This is a genomic window from Brevibacterium yomogidense, assembly GCF_016107685.1.
Lineage (GTDB): Bacteria > Actinomycetota > Actinomycetes > Actinomycetales > Brevibacteriaceae > Brevibacterium > Brevibacterium yomogidense.
On the sequence record NZ_JABASY010000002.1, the window covers coordinates 314,061 to 336,153 of the forward strand.

Annotated in this window: 20 protein-coding genes; 19 read left to right on the forward strand and 1 reads right to left on the reverse strand. The window is 68.2% G+C overall.

The genetic code is table 11. The annotated features are described in order from the left end of the window. Nucleotides 1–184 precede the first annotated feature (184 nt). The 13 genes from JFC09_RS05765 (at nucleotide 185) to JFC09_RS05825 (ending at nucleotide 14,543) form a co-directional block, all read left to right on the forward strand. Nucleotides 185–3,562, forward strand: coding sequence for an Rne/Rng family ribonuclease (locus tag JFC09_RS05765; RefSeq protein WP_232483206.1), 3,378 nt, complete (start codon nucleotides 185–187; stop codon nucleotides 3,560–3,562). 304 nt (nucleotides 3,563–3,866) lie between these two features. Beyond that, nucleotides 3,867–5,441 carry an alanine/glycine:cation symporter family protein gene (locus JFC09_RS05770; protein ID WP_198393051.1) on the forward strand — a complete coding sequence of 525 codons (1,575 nt, stop codon included), beginning with the start codon at nucleotides 3,867–3,869 and terminating at the stop codon, nucleotides 5,439–5,441. Nucleotides 5,442–5,619: 178 nt separating this feature from the next. Beyond that, nucleotides 5,620–5,946, forward strand: coding sequence for a chorismate mutase (locus JFC09_RS05775; protein ID WP_198393052.1), 327 nt, complete (start codon nucleotides 5,620–5,622; stop codon nucleotides 5,944–5,946). Between the two features lie 209 nt (nucleotides 5,947–6,155). Continuing rightward, complete coding sequence (gene rplU / locus JFC09_RS05780; RefSeq protein WP_198393053.1) at nucleotides 6,156–6,464, forward strand: 50S ribosomal protein L21; 309 nt, start codon at nucleotides 6,156–6,158, stop codon at nucleotides 6,462–6,464. 30 nt (nucleotides 6,465–6,494) lie between these two features. After that, complete coding sequence (gene rpmA, locus JFC09_RS05785; RefSeq protein ID WP_198393054.1) at nucleotides 6,495–6,746, forward strand: 50S ribosomal protein L27; 252 nt, start codon at nucleotides 6,495–6,497, stop codon at nucleotides 6,744–6,746. Between the two features lie 223 nt (nucleotides 6,747–6,969). Further along, nucleotides 6,970–8,550: a GTPase ObgE gene (gene obgE / locus JFC09_RS05790; protein ID WP_198393055.1), complete on the forward strand. Its 1,581-nt coding sequence runs from the start codon at nucleotides 6,970–6,972 to the stop codon at nucleotides 8,548–8,550. Then, nucleotides 8,547–9,701: a glutamate 5-kinase gene (gene proB / locus JFC09_RS05795; protein WP_198393056.1), complete on the forward strand. Its 1,155-nt coding sequence runs from the start codon at nucleotides 8,547–8,549 to the stop codon at nucleotides 9,699–9,701. Before obgE ends, proB begins: the two co-directional genes overlap by 4 nt. Continuing rightward, nucleotides 9,698–10,981 (forward strand): glutamate-5-semialdehyde dehydrogenase, encoded by a 1,284-nt coding sequence (locus JFC09_RS05800; RefSeq protein WP_198393057.1) that lies wholly within the window; start codon nucleotides 9,698–9,700, stop codon nucleotides 10,979–10,981. The genes proB and JFC09_RS05800 overlap by 4 nt, the downstream gene beginning before the upstream one ends. A 109-nt stretch (nucleotides 10,982–11,090) precedes the next feature. Next, on the forward strand, nucleotides 11,091–11,246 hold the full coding sequence (locus tag JFC09_RS05805; protein WP_198393058.1) for a hypothetical protein: 156 nt from the start codon (nucleotides 11,091–11,093) through the stop codon (nucleotides 11,244–11,246). 36 nt (nucleotides 11,247–11,282) lie between these two features. Next, the gene (gene nadD / locus JFC09_RS05810) at nucleotides 11,283–11,903 is read left to right on the forward strand and encodes a nicotinate-nucleotide adenylyltransferase (protein WP_332839664.1); all 621 of its coding nucleotides are present in this window, start codon (nucleotides 11,283–11,285) and stop codon (nucleotides 11,901–11,903) included. After that, nucleotides 11,896–13,446 carry a hypothetical protein gene (locus tag JFC09_RS05815; protein ID WP_198393059.1) on the forward strand — a complete coding sequence of 517 codons (1,551 nt, stop codon included), beginning with the start codon at nucleotides 11,896–11,898 and terminating at the stop codon, nucleotides 13,444–13,446. Before nadD ends, JFC09_RS05815 begins: the two co-directional genes overlap by 8 nt. Nucleotides 13,447–13,473: 27 nt before the next feature. Next, on the forward strand, nucleotides 13,474–13,884 hold the full coding sequence (rsfS, locus tag JFC09_RS05820) for a ribosome silencing factor (RefSeq protein ID WP_198393060.1): 411 nt from the start codon (nucleotides 13,474–13,476) through the stop codon (nucleotides 13,882–13,884). A gap of 2 nt (nucleotides 13,885–13,886) precedes the next feature. After that, nucleotides 13,887–14,543: a histidine phosphatase family protein gene (locus tag JFC09_RS05825; RefSeq protein WP_332839665.1), complete on the forward strand. Its 657-nt coding sequence runs from the start codon at nucleotides 13,887–13,889 to the stop codon at nucleotides 14,541–14,543. A gap of 42 nt (nucleotides 14,544–14,585) precedes the next feature. On the opposite strand, the gene JFC09_RS05830 is transcribed toward JFC09_RS05825, so the two are convergent. Next, a complete protein-coding gene (locus JFC09_RS05830) occupies nucleotides 14,586–15,683 on the reverse strand; it encodes a glycosyltransferase family 4 protein (protein ID WP_198393061.1) in 1,098 nt (365 codons plus the stop codon). 149 nt (nucleotides 15,684–15,832) lie between these two features. Here JFC09_RS05830 and JFC09_RS05835 point away from each other — a divergent pair, with 149 nt between their 5' ends. Genes JFC09_RS05835 through JFC09_RS05860 form a run of 6 tightly spaced genes read left to right on the forward strand, consistent with a single transcriptional unit; the run spans nucleotide 15,833 to nucleotide 22,084 of the window. Further along, on the forward strand, nucleotides 15,833–18,919 hold the full coding sequence (locus JFC09_RS05835; RefSeq protein WP_332839666.1) for a DUF4040 family protein: 3,087 nt from the start codon (nucleotides 15,833–15,835) through the stop codon (nucleotides 18,917–18,919). Further along, nucleotides 18,916–19,242, forward strand: a complete 327-nt coding sequence (locus JFC09_RS05840; protein WP_198393062.1) for a sodium:proton antiporter — start codon at nucleotides 18,916–18,918, stop codon at nucleotides 19,240–19,242. The genes JFC09_RS05835 and JFC09_RS05840 overlap by 4 nt, the downstream gene beginning before the upstream one ends. Beyond that, nucleotides 19,242–20,804: a monovalent cation/H+ antiporter subunit D family protein gene (locus JFC09_RS05845; RefSeq protein WP_232483207.1), complete on the forward strand. Its 1,563-nt coding sequence runs from the start codon at nucleotides 19,242–19,244 to the stop codon at nucleotides 20,802–20,804. The genes JFC09_RS05840 and JFC09_RS05845 overlap by 1 nt, the downstream gene beginning before the upstream one ends. After that, complete coding sequence (locus JFC09_RS05850; RefSeq protein WP_198393063.1) at nucleotides 20,797–21,309, forward strand: Na+/H+ antiporter subunit E; 513 nt, start codon at nucleotides 20,797–20,799, stop codon at nucleotides 21,307–21,309. Before JFC09_RS05845 ends, JFC09_RS05850 begins: the two co-directional genes overlap by 8 nt. After that, entirely contained in the window at nucleotides 21,306–21,566 is a 261-nt protein-coding gene (locus tag JFC09_RS05855; RefSeq protein ID WP_198393064.1) for a monovalent cation/H+ antiporter complex subunit F, read from the forward strand. The genes JFC09_RS05850 and JFC09_RS05855 overlap by 4 nt, the downstream gene beginning before the upstream one ends. Then, entirely contained in the window at nucleotides 21,566–22,084 is a 519-nt protein-coding gene (locus JFC09_RS05860) for a cation:proton antiporter (RefSeq protein WP_198393065.1), read from the forward strand. Before JFC09_RS05855 ends, JFC09_RS05860 begins: the two co-directional genes overlap by 1 nt. Nucleotides 22,085–22,093 lie beyond the last annotated feature (9 nt).

Sequence of the window (22,093 nt, forward strand, 5' to 3'; positions counted from 1 at the left end):
GTGATACCCCTCGAGCCGGTCTGCCAAGCAGAAGCGGCACGTGTCAGGCCGCCGCGCGCATCCGCGCGAGCCGGGCGCAACGCACCGCAGGTTTCCAAGCCCGCCGCAGAGAGCCGGGCGCTGACGACCGACCGCGGTCGGGACGCAGGTGTGGCGCTCCGATCGTGGGCAGGAGACTCGACACATGGCAACATCACACGACGACGGGATGGACCCGACGGAAGGGATCCTCGCCGACCTCGCCTCCCTGCGCGCTTCACGCGAAGCCGCGGACCGTGGACACGAGGACGATCCCGACAAGCTGTCGGCGCTCGACGACATCGCCGAGGCCGCTGCCCGGCTCCGTGAAGGAGAGCCGGCCGCTGATCACAGGGATGACCGGGTGGACCGGGACCACCAGGTGGGCCGGGACGAACAGGTGAACCGGGATGACCGGGCGGACGGCGACGACCGGGTGGACATGGCGCGCGGGACGCAGCGCGGCCTCTTCTTCGCCCCGTTCGCCGAGGACGCGCGCAATACGAATGCCGACCCCGTCGACGTCGACGAGGACGACGCGGATCAGGACGACTCCGGCAGCGGGAGTGCCCCATCGGCTCCTGTCGTGGACCCGCGGAACCCGTTCTCCCACTCCAGCGCGGCGACACCGGACGCCTACGCACCCCTCCCGGCGCCGGCAGGCGGCGGGCTGCTCTTCCAGGCGCCGCAGGAGGAACTCGCCCAGCCGGTCGATTCCGAGTGGTTCTCCGATGATGACGGCGATGACGATCACGATGCGGACACCGACGACGACCGGGATGACGAAGAGACGTCCGACGACGCCCGCTCGAGCGGCAGCGACGACGACGGCGATGACGACGACGGCCGGTCACGTTCCCGCCGTCGACGCGGGGGCCGCGGACGGCGCTCCCGCAGCCGCGACCGCTCCTCGGACTCCGGGTCGGACGACGACCGGTCGCGTGGGTCCGACGATCGCTCGCGCGGGTCCCAGCCCGGTCCGGACCACGACGAGGCGGAGCACGCGGAGGGCGGTGCCGACAGCACTGCGACCTCGGACGACGACTCCTCGGGTTCGGGGGACGACGACGGCTCGGGCGGCGGCCGGCGCGGCAATCGTCGCGGACGCCGCCGCCGGGGCTCCGGCGACGAGGGGCAGGGTCAGTCCGGCACCTCGGGCGACGGCGACTCCTCCGGTTCGTCGGTGGAGGCGAACCGCGACGACCGCACCTCGTCGGATGACGACCAGGACGATTCCGACGACGACTCCGCGTCGTCGCGTCGTCGGCGCCGCCGTCGGGGACGCACTTCGCGTCGTGAAGGCGGGGGCTCCTCCTCCGGCAGCGAATCGACCGGAGACGACCAGGTCACCGCGATCAAGGGCTCGACGCGACTCGAAGCGAAGCGTCAGCGTCGCCGCGAGGGCCGCGAAGCCGGTCGCCGTCGCCCCCTGCTGACCGAGGCGGAATTCCTCGCCCGCCGCGAATCCGTGTCACGGACCATGCTCGTCCGCGAGCAGGAGGGCCGCACGCAGCTGGTCGTGCTCGAGGACGGCATCGCCGTCGAGCACTACCTCAGCGAGCACAAGGCGCAGGCCTCCCTCATCGGCAACGTCTACCTGGGCCGCGTGCAGAATGTTCTGCCCAGCATGGAAGCTGCCTTCATCGACATCGGCAAGGGACGCAACGCGGTCCTGTACGCGGGTGAGGTGAACTGGGACGCGCTCGGCATGAGCGGCAAGCCGCATCGCATCGAGCAGGCGCTGAGCGCCGGCGACCCGGTCCTCGTGCAGGTGACGAAGGACCCGGTGGGGCACAAGGGGGCCCGGCTCACCAGCCAGATCTCCCTGCCCGGCCGCTTCCTCGTGTACATCCCCGGCAATTCGATGACGGGGATCAGCCGAAAGCTGCCCGACAACGAGCGGGCGCGGCTGAAGAAGCTGCTCAAGGAGATCCTGCCGGAGAAGGCCGGTGTCATCGTCCGCACGGCGTCCGAAGGCGCGAGCGACGACGAGCTGCGGCGGGACGTCGACCGCCTGTCGAAGCGGTGGGAGTCGATCGAGAAGAAGTCGACCGCGCCCAAGGCCTCCGCGCCCCGGCTGCTCTACAGCGAGCCGGACATGATCGTCCGCATCATCCGCGACGTGTTCAACGAGGACTTCGAATCCCTCGTGATCGACGGCGAGGGTGCGTGGGACACGATCCACGAGTACGTCGAGGCGGTCGCACCGGACCTGCTGGAGCGTGTCAGCCGCTACGGGGCGGAAGGTACGTCGACCGCTGACTCCGGGGCCGCGGGCACCGACATCTTCGACCACTTCCGGGTGAACGAGCAGGTGGAGAAGGCGCTGAACCGCAAGGTGAATCTCCCCTCGGGCGGTTCGCTCGTCATCGACCGCACGGAGGCGATGACGGTCGTCGACGTGAACACCGGCAAGTTCACCGGGTCCGGGGGCAACCTCGAGGAGACGGTGACGAAGAACAACCTGGAAGCGGCGGAGGAGGTCATCCGCCAGCTGCGTCTGCGAGACATCGGCGGCATCATCGTCGTCGACTTCATCGACATGGTCCTCGAGTCGAACCGGGACCTCGTGACGCGCAGGCTCGTCGAATGCCTCGCGCGGGACCGGACACGGCACCAGGTCGCGGAGGTCACTTCGCTGGGCCTCGTGCAGATGACCCGCAAGCGGATCGGCACGGGACTCGCCGAATCGCTGGCCGCAGCGGGGGAGGACCTGTCAGGGCGCGGCCTCATGCTGCCCGGCACGGACGAGAAGGACTCGAACGGCTCTCAGCGGAACTCCTCACGCGGTGGACGTCGCGCACGCAGCGGCAGTGACTCCGGCAGCACGGCGGGGGAGTCCTCGAAGCAGCAGAGCAGCCCGGTGGACGACGAGAAGCACAACCAGTCGCGGTCCGCCGTCGCGGCGATCGCGAAGGCGACGCTCAAGAAGACCGACGACGACTCATCGGACAGTGGGGCAGCGGTTTCCACGGAGCCGTCCGGTGCCTCCGGCGACAGCGCGTCACGGGACAAGGACGGTTCGTCACGGGACAGCGGTGCCGGGTCGCGCGACGGTGGTGACTCGTCCTCGTCCGATGGTCGCAGGTCACGACGTCGCGGCGGTCGCTCGCGGAACGCATCGCAGGACGAGTCCCCGAAGAGCGACTCTGAGGCGCCCGTGAGGAGCGAGTCCGAGTCGCCGGTGACAGCGGCGGATGACACGCCGTCGAAGCCGGTGGACGACGCGCCCGCGAAGACGGACGCCGAGGCACCTGCGAAGGAGCCCGAGGCGTGGGAGGCACTCGTGCCGCCGGAGCCCACGGGGCCGGCGCCTCTCATGATCGGAGCCGAAACGACGACGAGCATCCAGACGAAGCCGAAGACGGACGCTGCGAAGCCGGTGACGCCACCGGCAGAGGAGTCGAAGGCGCAGGAGCCGAAGGCGGAGAAGTCGACGGCCGAGGACTCGAAGGCGGAGGCTGCGAAGGAGACCGCCGCGGAACCCACTGAAGAGCCCTCGCTGCCGTCAGGCCCCATCCTCATGCTCGGCATGGACGACTGACAGTCCCTCGGACGGGTGCCAGACGGCTCACATCCCGTCGACGGCACACGCCAACCGCCCGGTCACCGCTCACGCGGTGACCGGGCGGTTGCGTCCTGGGTCAGGTGCGTCCTGGTTGGTGCGCGTCATGATCGGCAGTCGCCGCAGACCACTGTTTGCCGCGCCCCGGGAGTACGTATTTGCACGCATTCATGCAGGAACCTGCTCAATGGAGGCAACCTGTAGGTAACAATCTCGTAAAGTTGCCGGAATCGATGTTTCTGAGTGTGATCCACGTCATGTCCTGCTTGTAGTCTCTGTCATCATGAACACACAATTGAGCGCATACCTGAGCGCGCAACCCGCGGGGCAGGGCGCCGTCCAGACGGTCGAGGACACGGTCAACGGAGTCCTGGACCCGATCGTCGCAGTATTCGGCAACATCGTCTTCTTCAAGGCGGGCCCCTTCCCGCTCATCGTCATCTGGCTCATCGTCGCAGCCATCACCTTCACCATCTACTTCGGCTTCATCCAGTTCCGCGGCTTCAAGGTCGCGCTGGAAGTCGTGTCCGGTCGGTACTCCAGCGCAAGCGACCCGGGTGAGGTGACCCACTTCCAAGCGCTCACCTCGGCCACTGCGGCAACCGTCGGCATGGGCAACATCGCCGGCGTCGGCGCCGCGATGGCAATGGGCGGACCGGGCGCCGCCTTCTGGATGGTCGTCGCAGGCCTGCTCGCGATGTGCACGAAGTTCGTCGAGTGCACGCTGGGAGTGAAGTACCGCGAGATCGACGAGGACGGGATCGTGAACGGCGGGCCGTTCAAGTACCTCCCCGTCGCCTTCAAGAAGTTCCCGCGGGCGGTCTCCACGGCCCTCACCGGTTTCTTCGCGATCGCTATCCTGCTGTTCGGTGTGGCCGGCGGCGGTATGTTCCAGGCGAACCAGACGGCTGTCCAGGTCCGTGAGGTCACCGGTGGCGCGGAGGGCATCCTCGGCGGGCCGATCGGCGGCCTCATCATGGGCATCATCATCGCGTTCCTCGTCGGCCTCGTCCTGATCGGCGGCATCAAGTCGATCGGCAAGGTGACCGAGAAGCTCGTGCCGGCCATGGCGATCTTCTACGTCCTGTCCTGCCTCATCGTCATCCTGGGCAACGCAGACCAGATCATGCCTGCTCTCAATGCGATCTTCACCGGCGCATTCAGCCCCGACGGCATCACCGGTGGCTTCTTCGGTGTCATGTTCGTCGGCTTCCAGCGCGCGGCGTTCTCCAACGAGGCCGGCATCGGCTCTGCACCCATCGCGCACGCGGCCGTCAAGACGCGTCGGCCGGTGTCGGAGGGCTTCGTCGCACTCCTCGAGCCGTTCCTCGACACGGTCGTCGTCTGCCTCATGTCGGCGCTCACCGTCGTCATCGGCGGGGGCATGGTCTTCGAGGACGCGATGGCAGAGTACGTGGAGACCGGCAGCTCGCCTGACGGCGTGCTCCTCATCTCAGAAGCCTTCAGCACGATCACCGGCTGGTGGCCGATCCTGCTGGCGGTCGCGGTCATGCTGTTCGCGATCTCCACGCTCATCACGTGGGGCTACTACGGCCTCAAGGCGTGGCACTACCTGTTCGGCCGTGGCCGCACATCGGACAACATCTTCCGTGCCATCCTGCTGGCCTTCATCATCATCGGCTGCATGGCGTCGTTCGGTACGATCGTCGACTTCGCGGACGCCGCACTGTTCTGCTGCGCCTTCGTCAACATCCTGGGTCTCTACCTCCTCATGCCCGTCGTGAAGAGGGAGATGCAGGAGTACCTGGCCGACCGCAAGTCGGGCAAGCTCCACGAGCTGGGCGCGGCCGACGACGCGCACCTCGCCCGCATCCGGGAGGAGCAGGGCAACGCCTGACACGGACAGCACGGTTCGGGACTGCTCCTCATGAGTGGCCGGACCGGATGACATACGGATAGGAAGCGCTGTGCGCCCCGGCCGCCGCCGGGGCGCACAGCGCTGTATCGTGGGGTGTCGTATCCAGGCGTCGAACCGGCGACGCCTGCCCGACGACACCGTGGACCCAGGAGGCGGCATGCCCGACATCCCCGCAGAGCTCGAATCGCTGCGGGGCAGCATCGACAACCTCGACGCTGTCCTCATCCACGTCCTGGCCGAGCGCTTCAAGCTCACCGAGCGTGTGGGGCGACTCAAGGCGGACCACGCGCTTCCCGCGGCGGACCCGGCGCGAGAAGCGCGCCAGGTGGAGCGCCTGCGGGCGCTCGCGGCGGACGCCCACCTCGACCCCGAATTCGCGGAGACCTTCCTCTCGTTCATCGTGGCGGAAGTCATCCGGCACCACGAGCGGATCGCAGGCGAGTCCCGCGTGAGCGGTGCGGCCGGATCCGGCGCGCCTGAGTGAGCGCCTCAGCGCTTTGACCAGCCTCCTCGCAGTGCGCTAAAGTTGCTCGTCGGTGCCCTGGGCACCGAGGGCAGATCCCACCTCGTAATGGGCCTTCCGTGGTCATCCGGTTCGCGCCGGTCACGGAGAAGCCAAGGAGGGGTCGCCCGGTACAGGGAGAAGACGCGCGGTGCACGACTGCGCGCAGGAGTGAAGCGAGAGGTACGCACATGGTCTACGCCATCGTCCGCGCCGGCGGCCACCAGGAAAAGGTCAGCGTCGGCGACGTCATCACGGTCAATCGGATCAAGGCGGAGGCCGGCGACACCGTCGAACTCCCCGCAGTCCTCCACGTGGACGGCGACACCGTCACCACGGATGCTGATGCACTGTCGAAGATCACGGTCTCCGCAGAGGTGCAGAACGAGCTCCGCGGTCCCAAGATCGTCATCCAGAAGTACAAGAACAAGACGGGCTACAAGAAGCGTCAGGGCCACCGCCAGGACCTCACCCGCCTCAAGATCACCGGCATCGCCTGAGCGACTGCGACACCTGAAGGAGAGAAGCCAATGGCAACCAAGAAGGGCGCAAGCTCCACCAAGAACGGCCGCGACTCGAACGCGCAGCGCCTCGGCGTGAAGCGCTTCGGCGGCCAGACCGTCAGCGCAGGCGAGATCCTCGTCCGCCAGCGCGGCACCCCGTTCCACCCGGGTGACAACGTGGGCCGCGGCAAGGACGACACGCTGTTCGCACTGGCTGCGGGCACGGTTCAGTTCGGAGCGAAGGGCGGCCGCAAGGTCGTCAGCATCCACGAAGTCTGAGTCCGTACACCCTGCGGAATCCTGCGTGAGCGGGGCGAGTCGATCGTGACTCGCCCCGCTCAGGCGTTCCCGCAGTTGCTCACCATCGTAAGATCGATGGTGAGCAGGTTCCCCGGATCCGTCCGCCGCGGGACCGCGCCTCACCGGCACGATCCCGCCACACCGCGTTCCCGCCCCACCCCGCTCCGCAGTTCGACACCCCTTCCATCCTTGCGAGGAGACCATGGCCACTGAGTTCATCGATCGCGTCACGCTGCACATCGCGGGGGGCGACGGCGGCAACGGCTGCGTCTCCATCCGGCGGGAGAAGTTCAAGCCCCTGGGCGGACCCGACGGAGCCAACGGCGGCGATGGCGGTGATATCGTCCTCGAGGTCGACTCGCAGACCACCACGCTGCTGCCGTACCACCGATCCCCGCATCGCCGGGCGACTCACGGCGGTCTTGGCAAGGGCGACCTGCGGCACGGACCGGACGGCGGAGACCTCGTCCTCCCGGTGCCGGAGGGCACCGTCGTGAAGACGCGTGACGGCGAGATCCTCGCCGACCTCGTGATCCCGGGGACGCGCTTCATCGCGGCCGCGGGAGGCCGCGGCGGCCTCGGCAATGCCGCGCTCGCGTCCACCAAGCGGAAGGCGCCGGGCTTCGCGCTCCTCGGTATCCCGGGGGAGCAGCGCGACCTCGTGCTGGAGCTCAAGACGGTCGCGGACATCGCGCTCGTCGGGTTCCCCTCCGCCGGCAAGTCGAGCCTCATCGCCGCGATGTCCGCTGCCCGCCCCAAGATCGCGGACTACCCGTTCACGACCCTCGTCCCCAATCTGGGCGTCGTGGAGGCCGGAGGCACTCGCTTCACCGTCGCTGACGTTCCCGGTCTCATCCCGGGCGCAGCGGAGGGCAAGGGGCTGGGCCTCGAGTTCCTGCGGCACGTCGAGCGATGCGCGGGGCTCGTCCACGTGATCGACCTGGCCACGTGGGAACCGGATCGCGACCCGGTGAGCGACCTCAAGGCGCTGGAGGCGGAGCTCGCGGACTACGCGGTCGACATCACTCACGGCGGTGATCTGCTGCCACTGGACGAGCGTCCCACGCTGGTCGCCCTCAACAAGATGGATGTCACGGATAGTCGTGAGATGGCCGACCTGGTGCGGCCTGAGCTCGAAGCTGCGGGCTACAGGGTGTTCGAGATCTCCGCCGTCTCCCATGAGGGCCTGCGTGAACTGTCGTTCGCGATGGCGGGTCTCGTCGAGGCGGAGCGCGCCCGTCGCGAGGAGGAGCCGGACGAGCCGGAGCGCATCGTCCTGCGCCCCCGGGCCGTCGATGATGCGGGGTTCCGCGTGGTCGTCGAACATGCGGGGGACGAGACGATCTACCGGATCCTGGGGGAGAAGCCGGAACGCTGGATCCTGCAGACCGACTTCTCGAACGACGAAGCGGTGGGGTACCTCAGCGACCGGCTGGAGCGTCTGGGCATCGAGAAGGAGCTGTTCCGCGCGGGAGCCATCCCGGGTGCCACCGTCGTGGTGGGCCCCGACGATGGCGTCGTCTTCGACTGGGACCCGACGATGATGGCCGGTGCGGAGCTGCTGGGCAATCGCGGGCAGGACGCCCGCCTCGAAGACCACACGCGTGCCACCCGCCGCGAGCGGAAGGAGGCCTTCCACGACCGCATGGACGCGAAGGCCGCCACGCGGGCGGAGTTCGAGGAGGAGCGCCTCGCGGAGCGCGCTGCTCAGGAGCAGAGCGCGCGTGCGGCGCGGGACGCCTCCCGTGACGCCCAGGACGGTGGCGAGGACGACCTGTCGTGAAGACGGAGGCACAGACCCGTGCTCAGGTGCGTGACGCGAAGCGCATCGTCGTCAAGATCGGCTCATCGTCCCTCACGACGGTTCAGGAGGGACTGGACCACGACCGCCTGCGGCGCATCGCTCACGTCCTGGGCGCGCAGCGCGCTGCCGGACGGGAGGTGGTGCTGGTGTCATCCGGCGCGGTCGCAGCGGGTCTGGACCCGATGGGGATCTCCCGCAGGCCCAAGGACCAGGCGACCAAGCAGGCCGCTGCGGGTGTAGGGCAGAGTCTGCTCATGGCCGCCTACACGCAGGCGCTGAGCGAGCACAGTCTCGTGCCCGCTCAGGTCTTGCTCACCGCCGACGACCTCATCCATCGAGCGAAGTACCGCAACGCGCAGCGCGCCGTCGAACGAATGCTGTCCCTGGGCATCTTCCCCATCGTGAACGAGAACGACGCCGTCGTGTCCCACGGCGTGCGGTTCGGCGACAACGACCGGCTGTCGGCGCTCGTCGCCCACCTCATCCACGCGGAAGCGGTCGTCCTGCTCTCCGACGTCGAGGCGCTCTTCACCGCACCCCCCGGGACGCCGGGGAGCTCGCGTGTTCCGTTCGTGTCCGGGCCCCAGCACCTGAGTGATCTGAGCATCGGCGGGACGGGCGCTGCGGGTACCGGGACGGGCGGCATGGTGACGAAGGTGCAGGCCGCGACGATGGCCGCCGACTCCGGGATCGCCTCGATCCTCACATCTGCGGACAACGTCGCCGAGGCCGTCGCCGGCGGCTCTGTCGGCACCGCCTTCGCCGTCACGCACCGCAGGCGCCCCACCCGTCTTCTGTGGATCGCCCACCTCGCCCAGAAGCACGGGACGATCCACGTGGACGCGGGGGCTGCACGCGCGGTGTCCGAACGCGGGCGCTCCCTCCTGGCAGTCGGTGTCATCAGCGCCGACGGCGGATTCGACGCCGGTGATCCCGTCGATGTGCGTGGCCCGGACGGCGTGCTCGTCGCCCGCGGGATCGTGAACTTCGCGGAGGACGAGCTTCCTGCGATGATCGGAAAATCGTCCGAAGAGTTGGGGAACACACTGGGGGCGGACTACCGTAGAGAGGTCATTCACCGTAACGACATGGTGCTCACGGACGCGGTCTTCGAACAAGGGGAACAATGACGACTGACTTAAGCCCTCGTGTGGTTCGCGGGGTCACTCGGATCGTGGCGGCGGCGAAGGAAGCATCGAGCGGTGTCGCTCAGGCGTCCACGCAGCAGAAGAACATTGCACTCGCCGCGATCGGCGACGCGCTCGAAGCGAACGTCGGAGACATCCTCGCCGCCAACGCGGAAGACATCGAGACCGCACGGAAGCGAGGCACCGAGGGCCCTCTCATCGATCGGCTCACGCTCTCGGAGGAGCGCGTCCACGACATCGCGGGAGCCGTCCGCGAGGTGATCGGCCTGCCGGATCCTGTGGGCACCATCATCCACGGCCAGACGATGCCGAACGGCATGAGGGTCAGTCAGGAACGCGTCCCGGTGGGCGTCGTGGGAGCGATCTACGAAGCGCGCCCCAATGTGACGGTCGACATCGCGAGCCTCGCCCTCAAATCGGGCAATGCCGTGGTCCTGCGGGGCGGCTCGGCCGCTCGTTCGTCGAACACCCTCCTCATCGAACTCATCCGCACGGCCGTGGAATCGGTGGGCCTGCCCGAGGACACCGTCACAGGCATCGACGAGTTCGGACGCGACGGCACGACGGTGCTCATGCAGGCACGCGACTACGTCGACCTGCTCATCCCGCGCGGCGGTGCGGAACTCATCTCGAAGGTCGTCCACGAATCCCTGGTCCCGGTCATCGAGACGGGTGTGGGCAACGTCCACATGTTCATCGATTCGAACGCCCCCGTGCGCATGGCGACGGACCTCGTCCTCAACTCGAAGACCCACAGGCCCAGCGTGTGCAACGCGCTGGAGAACCTCCTCGTGCACGAGAAGGCCGCCAAGCGCGTGCTGCCCAAGGTGCTCGCCGCGCTCAACGGGGCGGGTGTCGTGGTCAGGGCTGACAAGGCGGTGGAGGAGTTCGCTCCAGAAGGCATGAAGATCCGACGCGTGACCCGACGGGACTGGGCGAAGGAGTACCTCGGCCTGGAGCTCGCTGTGAAACTCGTCTCGTCCGTCGACGAAGCCATCGACCACATCCACGCGTACTCGTCAGGCCACACGGAGGTCATCGTCACGAACGATCTGGCGAACGCGGAGACGTTCGTGCAGGCGGTCGATGCGGCAGCGGTGGGGGTGAATGTCTCCACCCGGTTCACGGACGGCGGACAGCTGGGTCTCGGAGCGGAGGTCGGCATCTCGACCCAGAAGCTGCATGCACGCGGGCCGATGGGGCTCGAAGCGCTCACCACCACCAAGTGGGTCATGCGCGGCAGCGGGCAGACGCGCGACTGAGCGACAACCCCTGCTGTGGAACGGCGGGCCGCTTCTGCATTCGCCGATCCGACATGAGACACTATTCCCGAACAGCCCGAAGCTGGCATCGACACGAAGGACGAAGACCATGACGACTTCCATTCTGGCCGCCGTTGCAGAGACGCCCCACGTCGTTTACGACCTGCCGATCCCTCCCATCGGTTTCGGCCTCATCACCTTCTCCATCCTCATGTTCCTGGGCGTTGTCACGCTCTCCTGGAACGGCATCTCGCACAGGCACTGACGGACGACCTCCCCGCGACCGCATAGTCCTCAGCGAGTGAATCCCGTTCACGTCGACGTACCGCCCCGCCGCATCGGTGTGATGGGCGGAACATTCGACCCCGTCCACCACGGCCACCTCGTCGCAGCCAGTGAGGCTGCGGCGACGTTCGAACTGGACGAAGTGGTGTTCGTGCCCACGGGTCGGCCGTGGCAGAAGGAAGAGCAGCGCGTGACCGCTGCCGAGGACAGGTACCTCATGACGGTCATCGCCACGGCGTCGAATCCCCGCTTCACGGTCTCGCGGGTCGACATCGATCGGCCTGGGCGCACGTACACGATCGACACCCTGCGCGACCTGCGTGAGGTGTACGGTGAGGATGCGGACCTGTTCTTCATCACGGGCGCGGATGCGCTCGCGCAGATCCTGTCGTGGAAGGACGTGGACGAGCTCTTCTCCTTGGCTCACTTCGTGGGGGTGTCTCGTCCGGGTCACGATCTGACCGGAGACGGGTTGCCGACCGGGCGACTCAGCCTGCTGCAGATCCCGGCGCTCACGATCTCGTCGACGGACTGCCGACAGCGCGCGGAGAGGGGCCTGCCCGTGTGGTACCTCGTCCCTGACGGAGTCGTCCAGTACATCGCTAAGCACAATCTGTACAGGAGTGACATTGGCTGAGAAGTTCATGACGCGACGGGAGCGCCGCGAAGCGGAACGACTTGCTGCCGACGCAGCCTACGACGCTCAGCACGCATCGGGATCAGATGACGAGGAGAACACGGGCGGGGCCGCCCTCGCAGGGGCACCGAACCACACGGGCTCGCTGTTCCCCAGCAGCTCCGGTTCCTCTCCCGTGCCGCCGCGCCCTGACGCGGCAGCCTCTGCACAGCCCGCTCCCGAGCAGTCCGCTCCCGCGCAGTCGGCGCCCGGCCCGTCCACGGAGGCGGGATCTGACCAGTCGTCGCTGCTGCCCCCGGTGACCGACGCGGGCTCCGGCATCCCGCCGGTTCCCTCTGCGCCTCCCTCAGCGCCCTCCGCGCCGTCGTCACCGACCGCGGGTCAGCCGTCGTCCCCGGCCGCGGAACAGGATGTGCCGCTCTTCACCTCACGCAGTGAGCGGAAGCGATTCCTGCGGGAGCACGGTCTTCCCGCAGATATCTCCACCGCTGCGATCCCCGTCGTGCTGGCGCAGCGCGACGCAGACGGCGGCGAGATCCGCACCGGGCCGGACGAAGCACCCACGAACGAAGCACCCGCGGGTGATGCCCTGACCGAGGACGCGTCCGCGGGCGCACCGTCGGGGGACGAAGCGGTGGGGGACGAAGCGGCGGACTGGACCGGCACCTCGGCGACGGACGAGCCGGCCGGCCAGGTCGAGTCCGGCCCCTCCGCAGTCCCGGACGTGTCCGGCTGGGATGCCCTGTCGGAACCCAGCAGCGGGGGCTCCGGCTTCCAGCAGGTCTTCAGCACGTCCGAGAGCACTGGAGCCGTACACGCGGCGTCACCCGTCACCACCGGTGCGACCGACGGCGCCTGGGGCCAGGACCCGGTTGCGACCCCCGACATCGGAGGTGGCACTCACGATCAGGCAGCCACTCACGATCAGACAGCCGCCCACGACCAGGGTGGTGCGCACGACCAGGCGGAAGCCGCCGACGGTTCTCCGTCGTACGATCTCGCAAGCCGACGCGTCGACGCCTACCCGACGGGCCCGGACTTCGAGACCAGCTCGACCGCGGTCATCACACCGTCGGCGCTGGGAGACTTCGATGCCCCGCTGCGCCGGCGCAGCCCCGTGGTGAAGCCGCCCACGGGTGCGAACATCCGCGTGGTGACCGGTGCCCTGCCCATCGTCACCCCCGAAGACCTCGCGGAGAACCCTCCGACGACCCCGCTGTCCGCGATCGACGACTCCGCGCTGAGTTCCGGAGCGCTCGGAACGGGGACGTTCAGCACCGGCCCGCACGCCGCCGGTCCCTCCACGTCTCCTGCACCTGCCACCGACCCGTGGACGCACGCGGGTCTCGCAGACGAGGAGGAAGAGGACTCCGACGAACTCGACGAACCGCCGGCGAAGCCCATGAGCGCACGGTCGGTCACCCACGAGGACGGGACGATCCTCGTGGCCGAACGAAATTCGATGGTCCCCTACATCGTCCTGGGTGCGGCGGGCTTCGTCGCACTCGCACTCGTCGTCATCGCCCTCCTCCTGCTCCTCTAGAGCCCATGCCACCACCGGAAGGACCCCGTGTCAGCCACTCCTGAAGCAGTCACACTGGCGCAGTCGGCCGCATTCGCCGCATCCGAGGCGCTGGGAACGAACATCGTCGCCCTGGACGTGAGCAGCCAGCTCGTCATCACCGACATCTTCGTCGTCGCCTCCGCACCCAGTGAACGCCAGGTCCTCTCGATCGTCGACAGGATCGAGGAGCACCTCCTCACGACACGGGACGCGAAGCCCGTCCGCAGGGAGGGCAAGAGCGGCGGTCGCTGGGTCCTGCTCGACTACGCCGACATCGTCGTGCACGTCTTCATCGACGAGGACCGTGAGTTCTACGCGCTCGAACGGCTGTGGAAGGACTGCCCGGTCGTCGACGTGTCCCAAGCCGTCGCGGCGGCGGGGAACACATCCGCAGGCAGTGAGACGGAGGGGAACTGACAGTGGTGCGATCACTCACACTGCTGCGCCACGGGCGCACCTCCTACAACGCAGAAGGTCGCTTCCAGGGGCAGGTCGACGTGCCCCTCGACGAGCTGGGGCTCGAACAGGCGCGGGCCGTCGCCCTGCACCTGGCGGGTTCCGCGTCGATCTCACGGATCGTGTCCTCGGACCTCCGTCGGGCCGCACAGACGGCGCAGGCGCTGTCGGAGGCCACCGGAGTGCCGGTCGCCCACGACGCTTCCCTGCGTGAGATCAGCGTGGGGGACTGGGAGGGCTACACCCGCGACGAGGTCGCGGAGAAGTGGCCTGAGGAACTCGACGCGTGGCTCGCCGGCACCGATATGCGTCCGCCCGGCGGTGAGAGCCGCAACGAGTCCGCCACACGCGTGTTCGAGGCGATCAACCGCCTTGTCGACGAGGCGCCGGAGGACGAGGACCTCGTCGTCGTCGCGCACGGCGCTGTCATCCGCAGTGCGACGGAGATGCTCCTCGACATGGCCGACGGCCGAGGCCGCCTGGGTGTGCTGACGAACTGCACCTACGCGCGGCTGAGCCCCGGCCGCACCGGCTGGGTGCTGCGCGCCTGGGGCGGCGGCGCGGAATCGGTCGCCCTGGCACGTCCCGACACGGACGCCACCGTCGTCTCCGCATCCTGACGTCACGTCTGGGTGAATGGCCTCACGCCTCGGTGAGTGATCTCAGGAACCGGTGAGTTCACGCGCGAGCTCGAGCAGCCGCAGCGCGGACTCGTCCCACGAATGCTGCGCGGCACGTGCGGGTGCCGCTGCTGAGGCCCGCTTCCAGCGCACCGGGTCCTCGAGGAGCCTGACCGCCCGGGCGAAATCCTGTGGATCGTCCGGGTCGGCGAAGAGCGCCGGGCCCTCCTCCGGTCCCGCGATCTCCCGGAAGATCGGCATGTCCGTCACGACGACCGGCACACCACGGGAGAGCGCTTCGACGACGGGCAGTCCGTACCCCTCCGCACGGGACGCAGTCACGAGCGCGGTGGCGCGGTCCAGCAATGCTGCGTACTCCTCGTCGCTGATCCCGCGATGGAAGACGAGGCGCCCGTGGTCGGGGGCGAGAGCCCGCAGTGCGGCCTCGCGTGCCGGTGTGATCCCGGATGCCATGTGGAGGGTGTAGCCGGGGAGCCATGCGAGGGACCGGACCAGCGCCTCGGCGTTCTTGTAGGGCAGAAACGCACCCATGTACACGAGGGTGCGGGCATCGTGCCCGCTCGCCCGCTGCGGGACCGGGTCCACCGGGTCCGCGGCGTTCGGGATGACGGATACGGGTTGCTTCGTGAGGGCGTGGGCACGGATCAGCCCGGCGGTCGTGTGCGAGACCGTCGCCACAGCATCCGCGCGGTCCAGCAGCAGCCTCTGCGGCCAGTACGCGGTGTGGAACGCCCGCCACAGTCCGCGGATGGGAAGCGGCAGGTCGTGCGGGGGAGTCGGGTGGGTGTAGTAGATGAGGTCGTGCAGCGTGAGGATGAGTCGGTAGTCGCGGCCCCACGATCCCATCGTCTGCATGGGGGAGAACACCACGTCCGGTGACAGCCGGTTCACCTGACGCGCGAGCAGGGGCTCCGCCGGGGACGTGGGTGACGTCACATGATGGGTGAGAACGTCGGGCAGCGGGGGAATCTGGCGGTCGTCGTGGACCAGCGCTTCGACGGTGATCGCGGGGTCCTGCGCAGAGATCCGCGCCAGGCCGCCCAGCAGCCCGGCGCCGTACCGCGAGATGCCATCGTGCCGCGGCCAGCGCGTGTAGCGGGCGTCGAACAGGAGCCTCATGACCACCCAGCGTAGCCGCCGCTTGGGGGCTCTTCTGATTTTGCCCGGTGACGCACACGCTCTGTACAGTGAGGGAGCTCATACTCCTTCGAACTTCGGGCCAGGCGCTCATTCGCAGAGGAGCTGAAGACGACCGGAGGGGAACCCGCGTGCCCATTGTGCTCACCATCGGTGTGCTCACCGCTCTCGTCATCCTCACCCCCGTCGTCACCTCGTTGCTGGGCCACCGGTCCGGCTGGGTGCTGGCCGGCGGCTATCTGCTCGCCACCGTGTCGTTCCTGCCCGCCGTCACCGCCGCCGTCGCTGGGTCGCCGCTGGAGTGGACGATGTCGTGGATCCCCGGGCTGGATGTGGAGCTCGCATTCCGGGCGGACGGGATCGGAGTCGTCTTCACCCTCATCGCGCTGCTCATCGGAGCGGTGGTGCTCGCGTACTCCGTCGGCTACCTGGAGCGCGGACGGCAGCTGAGCTTCTACTGGCTCATGGCCACGTTCACCCTCGCGATGACCGGGCTGGTCCTCACCGACGACCTGTTCGTCCTCTTCCTGTGCTGGGAGGCGACCAGCCTCGCCTCCTTCCTGCTCATCGCACGGTCCGGCACCACCGCCGAGGCCCCGTCGATGCGCACTCTCCTCCTCACCTTCCTGGGTGGGCTCACTCTGCTCACCGCGATCGCGGGCATCGTGGTCGTCACCGGCACCGCGCGCATCAGTGAGGCGCTCACCTCGCCGGCGTGGGACGGTGCGAACCCCGCGCTCGTGTCGACGATCGCGGTGCTCGTCGCCGTGTCCGCCATGACGAAGTCGGCGCAGTTCCCGTTCCACTCGTGGCTGCCGGACGCGATGGCCGCAGCGACACCCGTGAGCGCCTACCTGCACGCCGCCGCCGTCGTGAAGGCGGGCGTCTTCCTCCTCATCCGCTTCAGCCCCGCCTTCAGCGCTGTGCCGGCCTGGAACGGGCTCCTCATCGTCGCGGGACTCGTCACGACCGCGATCGGCGGGTGGTTCGCTCTCACCCAGACGGACATCAAGAAGCTCATGGCGTATTCGACGGTCAGCCAGCTGGGGCTGATCACCGCCGCGATCGGTGTGGGAACGGAAGCGGCGATGATAGCCGCGGTCCTCCACGTCATCGCGCATGCACTCTTCAAATCCGGCCTCTTCATGATGGTGGGGGTCGTCGACCACCTCGCGCACATCCGCGACGTCGGCCGCATCCCACGGCTCATCGGCCGCGCGCCCGTGTCATTCGCGGTGACGGTACTGGGCTGCGCGTCGATGGCCGGCATCCCACCACTGCTGGGATTCGTCTCGAAGGAATCGGTGTTCACCGGTCTGCTCGATTCCCCGGGTGGAGCGTGGGCGGGCTGGGCGGCCCTCGTCGCCGGCGCCGCGGGTTCCGTCCTCACGTTCGCCTACTGCGCGAAGCTGGTGTTCGGTGCGTTCGTCGACGGACCCGCGCTGCGGGACGAGGATCGGACGGGTAACGATGGGCCGCATGGCGAAGCCCCCCAGCTGGGCCCCCAGTCGCCGGTCATGCTCGTCTTCGCCGCGCTGCCGATCCTCGCCTCCGTCCCGCTCGCGTTCATGCTGCCGCAGCTCGAACGGCTCGTCGTCCCTGCTGTCACCGCCGCGCTGCCGGGCACCGAACCCGCACCGCATCTCGCACTGTGGCACGGCGTCACCCCGGAGCTGGTCGCGACCTTCGCGATCCTCGCGCTGGGCATCGTCATCATCGTTGCGCGCGCCGGCGTCTGGCGCTTCTTCGACCGCGCGGTCCTCCCGTTCGACGGTGCAGACGTCATCTCCGCGATCGAGCAGGGCCTCATCCGCCCCGCCCGCGCGCTCATGGACTTCACGACGCCCGTGCGCGCGGCGCGCCATGTGGTCCCCGGGCTGGCGATGCTCGCCCTCGTCATCCTGGGTGGGGTCGGTGCGATCGTGGAGGGACCGGGCCTGCCACAGCCGCAGGAGGGCCTCAACCGACCCATCGACGCGGTGCTGCTGGCTCTGATCACCCTCGCGGTGCTCGTCGCCTGCTTCGCACGGTCGCGGATGACTGCGATCGTCGCCCTGTCCGCGGTCGGCATCCTCGCCACCGTCCAGATCATGTCCCTGGGCGCACCCGACGTCACCCTCACCCAGCTGCTCGTCGAGGCGATGACGATCATCATCATGATGCTCGTGCTCCAGAAGCTGCCGCGCACGTTCTGGAAGTACCCGCGCCGGTTCCAGCTCAAGCGCGGCGCCTTCGCGCTCGTGATCGGCGTCTCCATGGGCACCGCGACGTGGGCGCTCGCAGGACGTCGTGAACGGTCGGACCTCGCGATGTACTACCTCGAGCAGGCGCCGGAGATCTCCGGCGGATCGAACATCGTCAACACGATCCTCGTTGAATTCCGTGCGCTGGACACGCTCGGTGAGCTCACCGTGCTCGGCATGGCAGGCATCGCGATCGTCGCGGTCATGTCGTCGGTGCGCGATCGCTACATCGATCCGCCGGCCGAGGACGTTCCCGAAGTGCCGCGCACCCCGTACGTGAAGCTCGGCCACGCCTCGTCGCAGCGCGCGGTCTTCGTGTCCTGGCCGAACGTCATCCCGATCCAGCTGACGGTGCGTCGCCTCATCCCGATCCTCGCGATCACGTCCGCGATCGTCTTCTGGCGCGGACACAACGAACCGGGCGGCGGGTTCATCGCCGCGCTCATCGGCTCCGCGGTGATCGGCCTCCTCTACATGTCGACGACGACAGACCGTGCGATCGGTCCACCGCAGGCGCCTGTCGGGCTGATCGGCGGCGGCGTCTTGACCGCGGTGCTGACGGGTGCCGTGGGGCTCATGGCGGCCGGATCGTTCCTCGAACCCCTCCACGGGCAGTTCCTGGGCCAGCACTTCACGACGTCGATGCTGTTCGACGTGGGCGTGTACCTGGCGGTGCTGGGTCTCATGCTCATCAGCTTCAACCTCCTGGGCACCTCGGACTCCGCGTTCACCCCGGCGGGCAATGATGTGCTGGTCGACGGGCAGATGCTGCGCGACGTCGTGGACGTGACGCCGGAGAGCACCCGTGAACGTGTCGACGAGATGGTCTACGGCGAGATGACCGGCCCCATGGAGTCCGTGCGGGGCGAGCGTCCCCCGTGGTGGAACAGGAGCGGGCGCATCAGGAAGCAGCGCGTCGGTGCGCGCACCGCGTCGATGTCCCGCGGCCGTGAGTCAGAGGAGGACGGATCATGATCCTCGCAGTCACCGTGGCGGTCCTCGTGACCGGAGGCGTGTACCTCACCCTGCAGCGGTCGATGGTCCGTGCCGTGTTCGGGATGACGATGATCTCCCACGCGGCGAACTTCATGCTGCTCGCGTCGGGGGTCTCCGCGTGGCGCGGTGAGCCCATCGACGGCCGCACCGATGTGTCGCTCGCCGCCGACCCGCTCCCGCAGGCGTTCGTGCTCACCGCGATCGTCATCACACTCGCCGTGACGATCTTCATGCTGTCGACCGCGGTCTTCGGTCACGACGACGACCAGTACAGGCTGCCGGAGACAGGGGAGGAGCGCTGATGGAACAGACTCCCGTCGGAGCACCGATCGATTCGGCACTCCTCCTGCTCCTCATCGCCGTGCCGCTCGGAGCTGCTGCTCTCAGTACGCTCATCAAGTCTCGGACGTTCGACCGGGGCCTCCTGATCGGGGTCCCCGTGTTCGTCGGGGCCTCCGCTGTCGGGCTGCTCGTCGTCCACCAGGATCACCCGGTGCTGGCCCATTCGGTGGGCGGGTACCTCAACGGCCTGGCAATCCCGTTCGTGTCCGACACCTTCGCAGCCCTCCTGCTGCTGGTGACGAGCATCGCCGCCGTGATGTGCGGATGGTTCCTCATCGCCACAGGGGAAGACCAGTACCGGTTCGTGCCCGCACTCATCCTCATGATGCTCACGGGCGTGTACGGCGCGATCCTCACCGGCGACCTCTTCAACATGTTCGTCTTCGTCGAGGTCATGGTGCTGCCGTCGTACGCGCTCATCGCCGTCACCGGCACGTGGCGCAGACTGGCCGTCGGGCGCATGTTCGTCATCGTCAACCTGCTCACCTCGACACTCCTGCTCATCGGTGTGGGCTTCGTGTACGCGACGACGGGCACGGTGAACATCGCCACCCTCGCGAACATGGAGGTCATCGACGAATCGGCCCAGCTCGCACTCGGCCTCGTCGTGGTCGCCTTCCTCATCAAGGCGGGCGCGGCACCTGCACACACGTGGCTGGTCCGCTCCTACCCCAACACCTCCGCCGGCATGATGGGCCTCTTCTCCGCGCTCCACAGCAAGGTCGCGATCTACGCGATCTTCCGGATCTTCGGCACGATCTTCGGTGAGCCACCTGCGTGGACGTGGGCGCTCGCGGTCATCGCGGTGGCGTCGATCCTCATCGGTTCGCTGTCCGGCATGGCGGAGAAGCGAGTGCGCGACACCCTCGCGGTCCAGATGACGTCCGGTGTGGGCCACATCCTCGTGGGGGTCGTGCTGCTCACCTCCACCGCACTCCAGGCGGGCATCTTCTACACGGTGCACCACATCCTCACGATGGCGGGCCTGCTGCTGGTGTTCGGTGCCGTCGAACAGGTGTACGGCAGCGGCCTCTACCGCAAGCTGTCCGGTCTCGCGGCGCGGGAGAAGCCGACCGCGGTGCTCGTCGTGCTGGGACTGTTCTCCCTCGTGGGGCTGCCCCCGACCTCGGGCCTCTGGGGCAAGGTGGGCCTCGTCGTCGGTGCTGCGGCCCCGACGGAGGGCGACGACACGTCCGTGCTGGGCTGGGTGCTCATCGCAGCGATCGTCGTCGGTTCGGTGCTGAGCCTGTTCGCGCTCATCCGTCTGTGGCGGGCCGTCTTCTGGGGCGATGCCCCCACCAGCTACCATCCTGATTCGCCGCTCACCGGCAGATCTCCGTCCATGAGTCTGCCCACCGACGTGCGGATCCCCACGCGCCTGCTGACCCCCGGCGCGATCCTCATCGGCCTGTCCGTGCTCCTCTTCGTGGCACCTCAGCCACTCATCGAGGTGACGCAGAGGTCCGCGGACGGGCTGCTGTCCCACGGCGACTACATCAGGGCGGTGCTCGGCCATGGTTAATCCGCTGCGACTCATCGGCTACTTCCTGTGGATCGGGAAGGAGATCGTCAGTGGGACGATCGACACCATCGGGGGTCTCGTCAATGCGCGCGGGTACAGCCGCCCCATGATCGTTCAGCTGCCGCTGCGCTGCACGACGGATCTCGAGATCACGATGTTCGCCTCGTCGATCACGATCACCCCCGGCACGCTCGTCGTCGCTGTGGCCGCGAGCGACGGCGCTGCCGAACCGCCGTCGCTGTTCGTCCACGCGCTGTTCGCCGATTCCGAGGAGGACGCCATGGACGGCCTCTACGACATGGAGACGCGCCTGCTCACCGCGATGCGCGGCCGGGCACCGCGGCCCGTCGCGGAAGTGCAGAAGACCGCACAGGCCGGCACCGATGGACCCGGTGCCCCGGGCACGGATCCGGACACACGCGACCAGACCACCGACGACCAGACCACCGACGACCAGACCACCGACGATCTGAACACCGACGACCAGAGGGGAGGATCGGCATGACCCTCGTCTTCTGGATCGCCATCGGGATCTTCACGCTGGCCATCGCCGTGGCGCTCATGCGCGTCGCGTCCGCGAAGGACCTGGGGTCGCGGGCGATCATCGGCGACCTCGTGTACTTCTCCGCGGTGGGGATCCTCACGATGATCGCGATGCTCACCGATCTGTCGATCATGCTCGACGTCATCTTCCTGTCGTCGCTGCTGGGCATCCTCGCCACCATCGCGCTGTCGCGCATCCTCACAAGGGGGTACCGCTGATGGGGAACACCGTCGTCGACGTCTTCATCGCCGCCTGTGTGCTGGGCGGTGCGACACTCCTGCTCGTGAGCGCGCTCGCGATGTTCCGTGCGAAGGACGCGCTGTCCCGCATCAACGTGTTCTCCCCGGCGACGGGGATGGGGATGCCGCTGGTGCTGGTGGGCTGCTACACGTATACGCTCCAGCACGAGGGGTTCTCCGTCTATCGGCTGCTCATCGCGATCGTCGGGTTCTTCGCGCTCATCATCGTGAGTTCGATCGCGTCGAACACCCTGTCGCGCTCGACGGTCCTCTCCGGTTCCCCTGTGCACCGGTACACACGGCCCAACCGTCTGGCCCACGCCCAGGGGGAGGACCCCCGGGAGGACTCGGATTCCGACGAGGACGCGGACCCCGGAGTGGAACCAGATGCCGGAGTGGGCTCGGACCCCGGATCGGAACCAAGACCCGGAGTGGAATCAGGACCCGGTGACGGAACCATGGACGACTCAGCCGGACGCGGCGACCCGACCGCCTGATCGTTCTCC